At 42.5% G+C, this 13,773-nt stretch carries 11 protein-coding genes and 1 other RNA gene; all 12 read right to left on the reverse strand.

Annotation, left to right across the window (positions count from 1 at the left end; genetic code table 11):
- Positions 1-550: 550 nt before the first annotated feature.
- The 12 genes from DW981_RS05035 to fabF all read right to left on the reverse strand — a co-directional run bounded on the left by DW981_RS05035 (position 551) and on the right by fabF (position 13,211).
- On the reverse strand, positions 551-1,960 hold the full coding sequence (locus tag DW981_RS05035; RefSeq protein ID WP_118506986.1) for an amidophosphoribosyltransferase: 1,410 nt from the start codon (positions 1,958-1,960) through the stop codon (positions 551-553).
- 314 nt (positions 1,961-2,274) lie between these two features.
- Positions 2,275-2,618: a transfer-messenger RNA gene (gene ssrA / locus DW981_RS05040) on the reverse strand.
- Positions 2,619-2,823: 205 nt separating this feature from the next.
- Positions 2,824-3,465 (reverse strand): class I SAM-dependent methyltransferase, encoded by a 642-nt coding sequence (locus tag DW981_RS05045; RefSeq protein WP_118506987.1) that lies wholly within the window; start codon positions 3,463-3,465, stop codon positions 2,824-2,826.
- Positions 3,466-3,977: 512 nt separating this feature from the next.
- A complete protein-coding gene (locus DW981_RS05050; RefSeq protein ID WP_118506988.1) occupies positions 3,978-4,238 on the reverse strand; it encodes a hypothetical protein in 261 nt (86 codons plus the stop codon).
- 228 nt (positions 4,239-4,466) lie between these two features.
- Entirely contained in the window at positions 4,467-4,823 is a 357-nt protein-coding gene (spoVAE, locus tag DW981_RS05055) for a stage V sporulation protein AE (protein WP_118506989.1), read from the reverse strand.
- A 410-nt stretch (positions 4,824-5,233) separates the two neighbouring features.
- Positions 5,234-6,259 (reverse strand): stage V sporulation protein AD, encoded by a 1,026-nt coding sequence (gene spoVAD / locus DW981_RS05060; RefSeq protein ID WP_118506990.1) that lies wholly within the window; start codon positions 6,257-6,259, stop codon positions 5,234-5,236.
- A 140-nt stretch (positions 6,260-6,399) separates the two neighbouring features.
- Positions 6,400-9,744: an efflux RND transporter permease subunit gene (locus DW981_RS05065; protein WP_118506991.1), complete on the reverse strand. Its 3,345-nt coding sequence runs from the start codon at positions 9,742-9,744 to the stop codon at positions 6,400-6,402.
- A gap of 68 nt (positions 9,745-9,812) precedes the next feature.
- Positions 9,813-10,295 carry an efflux RND transporter permease subunit gene (locus DW981_RS05070; RefSeq protein ID WP_243034657.1) on the reverse strand — a complete coding sequence of 161 codons (483 nt, stop codon included), beginning with the start codon at positions 10,293-10,295 and terminating at the stop codon, positions 9,813-9,815.
- 20 nt (positions 10,296-10,315) lie between these two features.
- Positions 10,316-10,486: an efflux RND transporter permease subunit gene (locus tag DW981_RS05075; protein WP_118506993.1), complete on the reverse strand. Its 171-nt coding sequence runs from the start codon at positions 10,484-10,486 to the stop codon at positions 10,316-10,318.
- Between the two features lie 26 nt (positions 10,487-10,512).
- Complete coding sequence (locus DW981_RS05080) at positions 10,513-11,535, reverse strand: S66 peptidase family protein (RefSeq protein ID WP_118506994.1); 1,023 nt, start codon at positions 11,533-11,535, stop codon at positions 10,513-10,515.
- Positions 11,536-11,577: 42 nt separating this feature from the next.
- Positions 11,578-11,958, reverse strand: coding sequence for a hypothetical protein (locus DW981_RS05085; protein WP_118506995.1), 381 nt, complete (start codon positions 11,956-11,958; stop codon positions 11,578-11,580).
- A 17-nt stretch (positions 11,959-11,975) separates the two neighbouring features.
- Complete coding sequence (fabF, locus tag DW981_RS05090; protein WP_118506996.1) at positions 11,976-13,211, reverse strand: beta-ketoacyl-ACP synthase II; 1,236 nt, start codon at positions 13,209-13,211, stop codon at positions 11,976-11,978.
- Positions 13,212-13,773: the final 562 nt, after the last annotated feature.

Here is a 13,773-nt window from a genome sequence, read left to right on the forward strand (position 1 = left end):
TGTCCCGGTTTAGCAAGGTATCATCCATTTTTGGACGGGACGCTTTCGCTACGATGCGCTACGTCACGTTACTTAATGTCTCTGAAATACGAGACATAAGTAACGACGAGCGCAAAGTCCCTTTCAAAAATGATGAATACCTTGCTTCCGGGACCTCGAGTTTCCGACAGGCATGTAAATCAATCATCAGAGACAACAAAATCTAGAAATCACTTTGAAAAAGAGCAAAACCAGCGTTTTGCTCTACAAGAATTGCTGAAGCAATTCTTGGCGATGTCACGCTACATAACAGCAATTTCCTATCAACTGAAAACTAATTGCGGCAAAGCAATTGCTATAGTTTCTTGATGGCAGGACTCACTATATAGCGGCTGCAAAATATAATTAGACCATCGACATAATAAGCAATATGTGGTTTGGGCAAGAACTTCCGGTATGGGAAGCTTTAGTTAGGCATTTTTCTGACATTCAAAAGGGCATTACAGGATCCTACGTGGAAACTGTAATGCCTTTTCATTATGTTTCGATTTTTTGTTGTCTGGACAGTCGATTATTCTTTGCCGTCCCAGCAGTATGTGCAGAGATTTTCTACCGGAATACCAACAGATTCCAGCATATCATCCAGACGATTATACTGCAGTGAAGTAAATTTCAATTCTTTACGAATTTCCTCGATCATCTGATCATACTTCTCAGAGTTTGGATCGGTATATTGCTGCAATACCTCATTTGGCACCTCATCCGTTCCCTCCAATTTTGCGATCACACGTCGTGTAATCAGATCCATTTCGGAAGAGGAACGCGAAAAGTTCAAATACTTGCAGCCATATACTAACGGTGGACACGCCGGACGGATGTGTACTTCTTTCGCACCACTTTCATATAAAAATTCCGTTGTCTCACGAAGCTGTGTTCCACGCACAATAGAATCATCGATCAGCAACAGCTTTTTATCCTTGATCAATTCATGAACAGCGATCAGTTTCATCTTGGCGATCAAATTACGCTGGCTCTGGATCGTTGGCATAAATGAACGTGGCCATGTAGGAGTGTATTTAATAAATGGTCTGGAAAATGGAATGCCGGACTCATTGGAGTAACCGACCGCATGTGCGATTCCAGAATCCGGTACACCTGCTACAATATCCGGTTTGACATTATCACGTTTTGCCAGGCATGCACCACAACGATAGCGCATTTCCTCAACGCTGACTCCCTCATAGGAACTGGACGGATAACCATAGTATACCCATAAGAAGGTGCAGATCTTCATATCTTTGCCCGGAGCAACTAACGTTTTGACGCCCTCTGTGGTAATGACGTCAATCTCTCCAGGACCAAGTTCTTTATAATCATGATAGCCCAAATTACGATACGCAAAATCCTCAAACGTCACACAATACGCATTTTCCTTTTGTCCAATTACGATTGGTGTACGTCCATACTTATCTCTGGCCGCATAAATTCCTTTCGGCGTCAGCAGCATCAAAGTCAGAGAGCCATCGATCGTCTCAAGCGCATAACGAATACCATCGATCAGATTCTCCTTTTGATTGATCAGGGCAGCTACTAATTCTGTTGCATTAATGTCACCGCCACTCATCTCCAGGAAATGTGCATGGCCCTTATCAAAAATATCCTGAACGATCTCATCAATATTATTGATCTTACTTACCGTTGTAATTGCATACGTTCCGTGATGAGAACGCACGATCAACGGCTGTGGCTCATAATCGGAAATACAGCCAATTCCCATATTTCCTTTCATTTCCTGCACATCTTTGTCAAACTTTGTACGAAATGGGGAGTTCTCGATATTATGGATTGAACGATCGAATCCATTCTCTCCGTATACTGCTAAGCCTCCTCGTCTCGTACCTAAATGTGAATGATAATCTGTTCCAAAAAACAGGTCAAACAAACAATCTTCTTTGGACACCACACCAAAAAATCCGCCCATAAAATGCCTTCCTTTCTAAACACGTCTTGTGTACTTTACTACCGATTCCTCATTTTCATTGCTGGCATCTTTTGATACCACACACAGCACTCATTATTTTATCAATTCATATAGTCAGTTGCAAGACCTATTTTTAAGAAGCACTACCTAACCAATCCTATCAAATATGCAGATTTTCTATTCCATAAAAATAACGGCATTGTATATTGCTTTCGCAATATACAATGCCGTTATTTTTACTTCCAGCGATATACTAAACAAAATATATTCCTATATACGATAATATCGAACGGAGAGTTCGACTTGTTTAGCTTTAGTGGAGCTGCGGGGAGTCGAACCCCGGTCCGAACCCAGATTCAATGTACTTCTACTGTCATAGTCAGTGTTTTAACATTCCCTCCAAGCAGCGCCCACTAACAGGCTATGCTCTTTAGTAGCTTCATAGATTTTCCGTCATCGCAAAGCTTTGACAACGGAGTGTCCCGCAGGTATGACACCGGCTACCTTAGCGGCGGGGCGCTAAGACCGATGAGCTGCGCTTAGGCAGCTAATGCTAAATTATCTTCAGCGTTTAATTTTAAATCGAACTTTTTACGTGGTGTCCGACCACGGACAGCTTCTCCATCTGCAGTGAGCCCGTCGAAACCAGTACAACCCCTTGTTGTAACCGGTAGATGCGCTATATAAAACGCTCACCAAAATGTTTCTGCTAACATTACGTTATGCAAATATAACACTTTTTATACCATCTGTCAAGAATACATCGTCCCCTTTTGCTCCTTTTCCAATAATTATGTGCTTATCTCACAACACTCTACTTTCCCTATAGATATCTTTAAGTACAATTTTCAGCAAGTACAAACTCATACTTTTCTCACCACACAATGCATCCGCATCCCTTTCCGGATCTCACACGATTCTACTTTTAATCCTGCTTTTTGACAGCACTCCTCTATCACACTCCGTCTGGCAATTTTCACATCACCATGTCCACACAGGTTTGCTAACGGAACTTCGATGTTATCCATAAACCAAAGCAGCAGTCTATTATTGCTTGACGCATCACGCAAAATCAATCTGCCACCCGGACGAAGACATCTTTGCACACTGTCAAAAAACGCCTGTGGATTTGGATAATGGTGAAAACTGTTCGAGCAAATAATGCTATCAAAGGAATTATCTTCAAATGGAAAGTTCTCGCAATCACCCACGACAAATGTAGCATTGGGAATATTCTTCTTTTGCGCTTGCTCGATCATTGCCGGTGTTAGATCCAGACCCGTATAATGCTGCTCCGGATATTTTTCTGACAACAGTGAGATCATTGGCGCCGGACCACATCCGGCATCCAGTAAATCCACAAATGGTTCCCTCTCCAGCTCTGCCATAATATCTGGATAATCTTTTTTGCACATCTCATAAATGCCGGCTTTGTCGCCTTCATATATGCCGGCCGCTTTGGTAAACTCCTTGATTGACAGTTTCTTATATTCTTCGTTCGTCATATTCCTTCTCCTTACTCTGTGGTTAGTTTTTACTAACTCGTTATTTTAAGAAAAGCCGTGCATCCACACACGGCTGATTTTCCACATTTTAGCACAAAAAGAAACGACTGACAAGAGACCAATTATGATAACTCTCTTTTCATCGCAATAATCTGACGAATGCGGCGATCCGAATAGCCATACATCCTAGATTTGTATGAATTCGATATGAAATAAAAACGACAGAAACAAGTTCTTTACCACTTATCTCTGTCGTTTACTATGTACAACATTTCGTACACGATTCAATTTCTATAAATGAATGACCAAATTAAAACTCAACATATTTTCCTTCTGCTTTATCATTGATAACATAGTATGCTTTACGCTCTACCGGATCAATATAAACACGCAGGGATTTGATAGCTCCAACACGATGACCCTCAGCCTTATATACCTCATGGATCTTCTCAATAATGGAGCTGTCTTAAACTGCTCACCATTAAACTCAACAAATACTTCCTGTATTTTCTCTACCGGTTTCTTAACAGTTTTCTTTCTAGCTTTCTTGTCTTCTTCTCTGCCACTTTCTCTTCTGCCTTCTTTACTGTCTCTTTCACAGCCGGCTTAACTTCTGCCTTAGCAGCAGGCTTTTCCTCTGTCTTCTTAACAGGTGCCGGTGCTGCAGCTTTCACCTCAGGTTTCTTAGCTGCTACTGCCTTCATTGCAGTCTCTACAGATGTGTTTTTAGCTGGTGCTTTGGTCTGTGTTGCTTTCTTAATTGTCTTAGCCATTTTTCTTCTCCCTTTCATAAATAAATCAATCAAAGAATTTATACATTTACTAACGCTTACAATGGCAAGTTTATACCCAACAGAGCGCAGTTGCAAGGGATTTTTAAAATTTTGTTAGTTCTGTATACTTTTTTACTTATTTTTGTCATTTTTTATTCAATTTGCAATACAAAAATAACGAATTAAGAAACATTTTTCCAAAGCACCCGTTAAAGCCTTAACATTTCACTAATCTTTCATCTTCGGTTTGAATATGAGAGAACCCAAATATCCAAAAATTAACGCTGCAGATACTCCTACTGCACATGCACTAAATCCTCCCTTAAATAAACCAATAAATCCTTCTGCATCTACCGCTTTTTTTACTCCTTGATATAGGACATTTCCAAAGCCAAGCAATGGAACCGTCGCCCCTGCTCCTGCCCATTTGGCAAATGGCTCGTACACACCGACGGCCCCAAGTACAGCGCCGCTGCATACCAACAGTACCATAATCCTTCCCGGTAATAGCTTTGTATTATCCATTAATATTTGCACAATAACACATATCAGACCGCCAACAATAAACGCCAATATATAATCCAATGTGATACACCTCTTTCCACTAATTTTGCATTCAAGATCATCAAAAATAATGATTTTTTTGTCTATTTTTCATTTCCCATTTTCCCACTTTACAACCGGGATCTTTTCCTCTAATTTTTTGTTATTTTTGACCCTTTTTATCAAATAATTACCATTAATTTATTGTAATGTTACTCAAACTTCTCATGCCTTAAATTTTCCACAACCACCTATTTCTTATTATGTCAATGACCACTAAACATTTTGCAGTTACTAAAGATTGACTTCTGCCGTAAGAGATCTATAGCAATTGCCTTGCCGCATTTTCGTTTTTTAGTGATTTCTTATTTTGTTAAGTCTCTGATGAAATACATGCCTGAAGGAGAGTCAGAGATGTCCCGGCTTAGCCGTTATGGGAAGTTTGCGTCATGTTAATTAGAAATAAGGGTTTCCAATCTTACGGCGTGTGCAATTCCCGGAATGCTATTACCTTCGTTAAAACTGACGACTGACAGCAATGCTCCCGTTGGAACAAACAACACTCGTTTCCATTCTCCGATCTCCAACTGTTTCAACACATACCCGGCAAGCATGACCGCACTGCATCCACAGCCGCTGCCGCCCGCCTGTGCTTGTGCATCCCTGCCATATATCTCGATACCACAATCAATATAACGATCTGCAATATCATACCCTTCTGACCGCAAAATGTCGATTAAAATATCTTTGCCAACCATCCCCAGATCTCCTGTAATGATCTGGTCATACTCTGACGGATCTGTTCCGAAATCTTTGAAATGTGCTGCGACCACCGATGCGGCTGCAGGAGCCATACAGGCACCCATGTTCATCGTATCTTTCACACCATAATCAACGATTTTTCCGGTCGTAATCCCGGTAATTTTGGCCATTCCCTGTTTCTGATCCCCTTTACATATCACAACGGCTCCACTTCCTGTCACCGTCCAAGTCGAGGCTTTAGGACGCTGATTTGCATAGCCTAGCGGAAAACGAAATTGTTTTTCAGCACTGGCAAAATGGCTGGAAGTCATTGCAAGTACATAATCTGCGAATCCACCTTCTACAAGCATAGAACCGATCCCGATGGATTCTCCCATCGTTGAACAGGCTCCATACACACCAAACAACGGTTTATCAAATCCTGCTAAACCAAAAGAAGACGCCATAAGCTGTCCCAGGAGATCGCCCGCCACAATGTAACGGATTGCCTCTTTACCACAGCCTGCTTTTTGAATAGCAAGTTCTGCGGCACGCTCCTGAAGTCTGCCTTCTGCGTCTTCCCATGTATCTCCACCAACCTTAGGGTCTGACTCGATCTGGTCAAATACATCACCAAATGGGCCATCCCCTTCCTTTTGCCCTACTACAGATGCAGCAGCGCAAATGATCGGTGGCTCTTCAAATTTCACACTTTGTATTCCCTGCTGTTTCTTCAAACCTACATCACACCTTTCTCTGTTTTCGCTCAATGCAGTATTGCCTTACAATTGCAGATACCCAGCTCTTTACAAGAAAGTATTTCCGATATAGTTTTTTTTATTCGAGTTTTGCTGACAACACGCGTTTTTTTGTTCCTTTATTTATCCTCATCCATCAAATTGCTCTCGTCTCCAAGGTCAATCTTTTTCATCTTTCTGCGATAGAAGATATCGTAAAATACCGGAACAATAAACAATGTCATAAGCGTTGCATACAGCAATCCTCCGATCGTTACGATCGCCATACCACGAGACATCTGTGCACTGGTGTCTGTGCTAAATACCATCGTTGACATAGCAAGAACTGTCGTAAGCGCCGTCATTAAGATCGGGCGCATACGGGTAACCCCTGTTTCCACCAATGCGTCTTTTTTGGCTACGCCATCCAGACGAAGCTGGTTGACATAATCTACAAACACAATACCATTGTTTACAACGACACCGGCCAATACCAAGAATCCCATCATTGACATAACAGACAATTCCTCGCCTGCGATCAAAAGACCAAGCAATCCACCGGTGAATGCAAGCGGTATTGTAAGCAACACGATAAACGGCGACAAAAGTCCTTGGAACTGCGCTACCATGATCAGATAAATGAATAAGATAGCAAGCGAGATCATAAGGAGCATGTTTTTCATCATCTCATTATTTGTCTCGCTCTCACCGGAGATCTTCACATCGTAGCCATCCGGCGTTTCGTATTTGTCAATCTGCTTCTGCAGATCACGGCTAAGCAATGTTGCATTTTCGCCATCCTTAACCGATGCCGTTACCGAGATCATGTTTGAAAGGTTTTCACGTTTTAACGTTGTCAGGCTCTTCGCCTCTTTCACATCCGCAAATTCTTTCAGCTTATGAGTCTCTTTCTTCTGCTTGCCCTGATCGTCCGTTACTGTCGTTTCAAACTTATAGGACAGTAGGTTGTTCGTCTTTAATTCATCACGATCATCGACAAGTTTGACCTTGTAATCCTGATCATCCACCGTGATCGTTGTCGCTTCTTTATCCGTGGATAATTTACCGGACAGCTCTTGGAAGACCTGCGCTACCGTAAGTCCATAGCGCATCGCCTTATCTTTATTCACACTGACAACAAGTTCTTTTTTGCCCTCTTCCTGCCCATTGGTAATATCCTCGTACTTGTCAGTTTTCTCGAGCATTTTCATCACATCTTCGCTGATCTTTTCTAACTTCGTTGTGTCCTTGCCGTAAATATCGACCTGCACACCAGATGCCATCATACTCGACATATCCATATTTGATTCGGATACAGAATAATCATCCAACTTCTTCTTGCTCAGAATCTTTTCGATCTTAGCTGCTATCTCTTTATTTTGATTAGCATACTCTTCATCCAAAATGATCATTGCATTAAAAGACTTGCTGGTTCCGCCGCCCGTCGAAATCCCCATCATGGACGAATTATCTCCCATCAATGCTCCAACCGTCTTAACACCTTTGATCTTACGCACTTCCCCGGCAATCTCATCTGACAATGCGTAATCCTGCTCGGTCGATGTTTTTTCCGGCATCGTATAGGAATAGGACATCTGCTCACTGCCCATTTCCGGCATAAATACAATTCCCATCTGTGTCACTTTCCAAACAGAAAAACCAAGTAAAAATACGGCGATCAAGATTGGAACCGCTTTCCATTTCAAGCAGAACCGCAAAATCTTTTCATAAGCCACCTGAACAGCATGGAAGAATCGATGCTTTCGATTTGGCTCCTTACGCAAAAGTGTCGCACCCATTGTTGGTACAACAGTCAACGCAACGATCAAACTTGCACTCAAACTGTAAGCGATCGTCAAACACATATCCTGCATGGTCTGACGAGTAATACCATCCGTAAAGATGATCGGCAGGAATACGCAGATTGTCGTAAGCGTTGATGCAAAAATAGCCCCTGCCACTTGATTGGCTCCCATCACTGCTGCACGTGCCGCTGAAACTCCTTTTCCTCGTAATCGATAGATATTTTCAATGACGACGATCGAGTTATCAACCAGCATACCAATACCCAATGCCAAACCGGACAAAGAGATCATATTCAGCGTTATGTTCGTAAAGTACATAAGCACAATGGCAAACAGTACGCTAAGCGGAATGCTGAAAGCAACGACTACCGTAGGACGGATATCCTGTAAAAACAGGAATAATACTACGATTGCTAATAATGCTCCCCACAACAAGTTAGAAATAACGGAGTCAACGATCATTTTGATATAATCACCTTGATCCATTAACTTTGTGAAGTGCAGACCATCATATTTTTGTTCCAGTTCTTTCATGCTCTTGGCACAGTTTTTGGACACCGTAGACGTTCCTGCTGTACTCGCTTTGGAAACACCGATAATGATCGCATCGTTACCATTTAATTTTGCATAAGAATCTGCACTATTATTTACTACTGTTATATCCGCTACATCCTGCAGGCGAACATTTCCGATATCTTTCATATGGCAGAGCAGCGTCTTTTTGAGGGCGTCAATGCTCTTATACTGATCTCCTACCTTGAGCAAATACTGTGTCTTATCTTCATTAATGTATCCTGCCGGCATCGAAAAGTTTTCCGCCGTCAAAATACCTGCCAGTGTCTCCTTCGTCAACATCTGATCAAGATTCGCTTTTTTGAGCGCCTCTTTCTTGGAGTTATGGAAGGATTTCTTCGCATTATCTAACTCCTTTTCACTATTTTCCAAAGTCGATTTTGCGGATGCCATCTGTGCATTGGCAGAACCAAACGCCGCGGCCGCTGTGATCTTACCGGTTTCAACTTTCTCGTATTGACTCTCCGCCTTACTGATAGACTTTGTCACTTGCTTTACGACCGCTTGTGCGGCTGCGATCTCAGTCTTTAAGTTCGCAAGCTCTGTATCGATCTGCGGGATACGAGTTTCTACAATATCGTACAGGGATTTCAGACTCTTCTTTGTCATCGACTTGGCAATCTTACTCTGTCCCTGTGTTTTGAGCATGTTTTTGTAAGCCGTCAATTTGGACGGATTGTCGATCGCATCCTTGACACTGGTTGGCAATGCTGCTTTCTGCTTCGCTGCCTGTGTTGCCGTCGCACTTTCTGCCTGTGTTTTGGCTGCTTCTTTTAGAGTATCTGCAGCATTACCAAGCTGTTTCAAATACGTGTCTACATTGCTGTCCGTCACTGTCACATTAAGACCGGTCTGTTTCAGCGTTTCCTGTACCATTGTATTTAAGATCTGCTTGTAAATCGTCGTATACATCGCCTGATAAGCAGTTCCACCCTTGGCAAAACTATTCTGAATTGTCGCAAATCCTTTGTTCATCTGCTCATACGAGGATACTACTTTATTTGTCGTATAGGCTTTCTTCTCACCATTTAACGCTGACTGACTCGCCTTTAAGCTTGCAAGCTGGGATTCGTACGCAACTTTTGTCGCAATTGCCTGATTCATCATCTTGCTGAACTTTGCAAGCTGTGCAGATTGTTTTCCCTGTTGCTGCGACAGTTTCTTCTGCTGAGACTCTAACTGTTTTTTCCCCTCTTGAAGCTTTTTGCTGCCATCATCAATTTTCTTTTTGGCATCTGCGAGTGCTTGTCTGTCTTTTCCAACACACGGGCATTGACGTCATCAATCTTATCCTGGTTTAATACAACCTCAATTGATTCCTCAACCATACCATTTGTCGAAACACTTGCCACACCATCACCGCGCTCCAGCGCCGGCAAAATATTATCATCCACAAACTTGGCAAGTTCCACACGGTCTTTGCCCTCATAATCGACACTTGCCATAACCGTTGACATCATGTCCATCGAGATTTCCATGATCATCGGCTGTCCCGCTGTATCCGGTAGTTCCAACTGATTGACCGCCGAAGACACTTTTACCATGGCAGCATCCATATTCGTATCATCCTGAAACTGCAGCATGACCATACTGGAATTTTCTGCAGAATTACTGGTTACTTTTTTTACACCATTCACAGTACCAACTGCACTTTCCATCGGTTCTGTAATGTCCTTTTCTACCTTTCCGGGGCAGCCCCCACATAGGTCGTAATCACCATCATATATGGCATATTCATGTTTGGCAGAAGGTCCGTTGTCATTTTAGAATAGCTGACACCTCCAAGTACCAATACAATAATAACACCGACCAAGATCAAAAATGGTCTTTTCACACTAAATTTAGGCATATCTCCGCCTTTCTGTTACTGTAAGATTAAAATTTATACTGAATATCCAACGCACCATCTGCAACCATCACGCTCGCTTTGCCACCACTAATGATCGGCAGCATCGGCGGTAAATGTCCGATATCGACATCCATAACGATCGGCACTTCATATTGACGAAGCATAGAAACTACAGCTTCATACTGATCCATACCAAAAGCCTCTTCCCCAAAGGATAACGGTCTCCCGATCAAAAATCCTTTTACGTGCCGGAACCAGCCGGCATGCGATAATTGCCACAATGTTCGACGTATGCTCATAACATTCAGATCACACGCTTCCATAAACCAGATCAATCCGTCCTCTTGATATCTGTCCGCAAATTCTTTTACCTTATCGTACTTGGTACCGACTAAATTTCCTAAGCAGTCTAAACATCCACCGATCAAACGCCCTTCCATACGGATCGGCTGCTCTGCAGGTTCACAGTGCAATACGACCGGTTCCGTAACATGATACGGCTCCAACGGATTATCCTCCGTCTTTAAGGATTCCTTTTCCCACAATGGATAACTATGTATTTCCTGCTTGTTGCCACGTAACAGATCATACGCATCCTGTATTGCCGGATGCCATGTTCTCATACCAAACGCCGGTGCACAAGGTCCGTAAATCGCGGCAGTATCACAAAGCGTTGGAAGCAAAAATGTAAGATTCGTATTGTCCGAATATCCCATGTACCACTTAGGCGGCAATGCAGCGATCCATTTAAAGTCAATATAATCCAACACTTCACACATTAATTCTCCACCACCACAGGAAAGCAGCACATCTACTTCCTGCTTTGCAAAAAATGTATTGATCTCCTCTCCACATTTTTGCGGTGTATTGCTAATCCCAATTCCACTGCCTTCGTAGCAGTTCGGGCCTAATATCATGGTATGTCCCAATGCCGCAAACGTTTTCTGCGCAGCATCAAAACCACTCCGGTAAGGTTCCATATTACAGCCAAAGGCCGGTGCAACAAAACCAATCGTCCCGGACGCTTCCAAAAATTTCGGTATTCTCATTTGTTCTCTCCCTTTTTCATATCGCAACTATCTATCCTATTTTTAGGACTGCGATATTTTGTCCTTTTCTTTTTTTGGAACTTCATGAAACGCTTCTTTGCTTAATTTATCATAACAACGATACATCGTCTGTACAGAATTTTCCAAAATATAATAATGTCTGATATAAGGGATCAGCAGCACAAGCAGAAGACACTCCAGTCCAAAAAATGGCACAGAAGGAGCCACTGCGCATATGCCAAAGGTCACTACCGCCAATAGCGCAAAAGTGACCGTGACGATCAAATGGATCAGACGTTCATGCTGAAAAAATCCAATCTGCACAAGCACCTGCTCACATATTTTTTTCCGTTCTTCATCATCGTATTCTTTGAGGTAAATACCTTTCAGATAAGAGACATATTGTATAATTCGCTGTTCCATCGCAAAGCCTCCCTGCTTTAATCCTGATATTCTTTCACCAGTACTGTTGCATTATGCCCACCAAAACCTAATGAATTGCTGATCGCAATATGCACCGGCGTATGAATGCCTTCACCCTTTGTATAATCCAGATCGCACTCCGGGTCATCCTCGAGCAGACCGACCGTCGGATGAATATATCCTTCATTGATCGATTTGACACAGGTGATCAATTCTACGGCACCACCGCCTGCAAACATATGGCCGATCATGGATTTCGTGGAATTGATGTGTACTTTATATGCACTATCTCCAAAAGCGAGCTTAATTGCTCTCGTCTCGAATAAGTCATTGTATTTTGTGCTTGTTCCATGTGCATTAATATAATCCACTTCTTCCGGAGCCACACCGGCATCCTGCATCGCCATCGTCATTGCACGTGCGGCTGCAGAGCCATCCTCCAGCGGAGTCGTAACATGATGCGCATCGCAAGTTGCCCCGTATCCACCAATCTCTGCATAAATATGTGCGCCTCTTGCTTTGGCATGCTCTAATTCTTCTAATACAAAAATACCGGCACCTTCTCCGGTAACAAATCCATTACGACGCTTGTCAAACGGAATGGATGCAGCTGTCGGATCTTCGGAATCGGTCAATGCAGTGAGTGCCTGAAATGCTGCAACACCAAAACGACTTACCGAACTATCAACGCCTCCCGCTAGGATCACGTCTGCCTCTCCATGCTGTATAGAGCGAAACGCCTCTCCGATCGAGTTGGTTCCGGTTGCACAGGCAGTCACTACATCAATGCATTTTCCCTGAAAGCCATGATACATAGCGACACTGGCTGCTGCCATATTTCCCAAGACCAATGGGGCTGTAAGCGGATGTATCCTTCCCAGTCCCTTGGCTAACATCTTATCGTATTCACGTTCAATTCCCATGAGACTTCCCACGCCGGATCCAACACAAACGCCCAGTCTGTAGGAGTCTTCTTCCTCTATGTTAAGACCACTATCCTGCATCGCCTCAATGGAAGCTGTCACTGCCATCTGACTAAAACGATCCATTCGTTTGGCAGCTTTTGGTTCAATATACGCTTTTGGATCAAAATCTATTACTTCTGCCGATAACTTTGCTTTATACTGTGTCGTATCAAAGTTTTGGATCGGTCCTATACCAACCTTTCCTTCCAAAACAGACTCCCAAAATTTCTCTACCGTAATTCCAATTGGCGTCACAGCACCCATACCTGTTACAACTACTCGCTTCATTTCATAACCAACCCTTCCTATATTTATTTCACAAAAAGGCAAAGCAGGCGCTTTGCTTTACAAGAATTGCTAAAGCAATTCTTGGTGATATCACACTACATAACAGCAGTTTCTTATTCATGTATATAAATCCACTATAACGAGGACCTTACTCATTATAGTGGATTTATTCTTTGAAATGCAACGCATTTCACGTTATTTTTATAGAATCTTAATAACTCAAACTTATCGTCATCTCTCATGTTTCTACACGAACTATGATATAATGAGCACACTGGGCTCATCTTAGGAGTTTCTTCGAAACTCTATTATGCGCAGAAAACATGCGCAATTATTATGATATAATGAGCACACTGGGCTCATTAACGAGCAAATAAGCTTGTGTAACAAGCGAATAAGCTCTGAAGAAGCGGATTTGCGAGTTTAATAACCTTCAATCCACAATATACAGGCAGATCCACGATGCTACAAATTGGAAGTCATAACAAAAGGAAGAAGCCCTACCCTTTCGGGTAGTTTACGAATGGATAGAATCTCCATATGATAGATGTGAAAAGAGTAT

The sequence above is a fragment of the Clostridium sp. AM49-4BH genome, assembly GCF_003478335.1.
Taxonomy (GTDB): domain Bacteria; phylum Bacillota; class Clostridia; order Lachnospirales; family Lachnospiraceae; genus Butyribacter.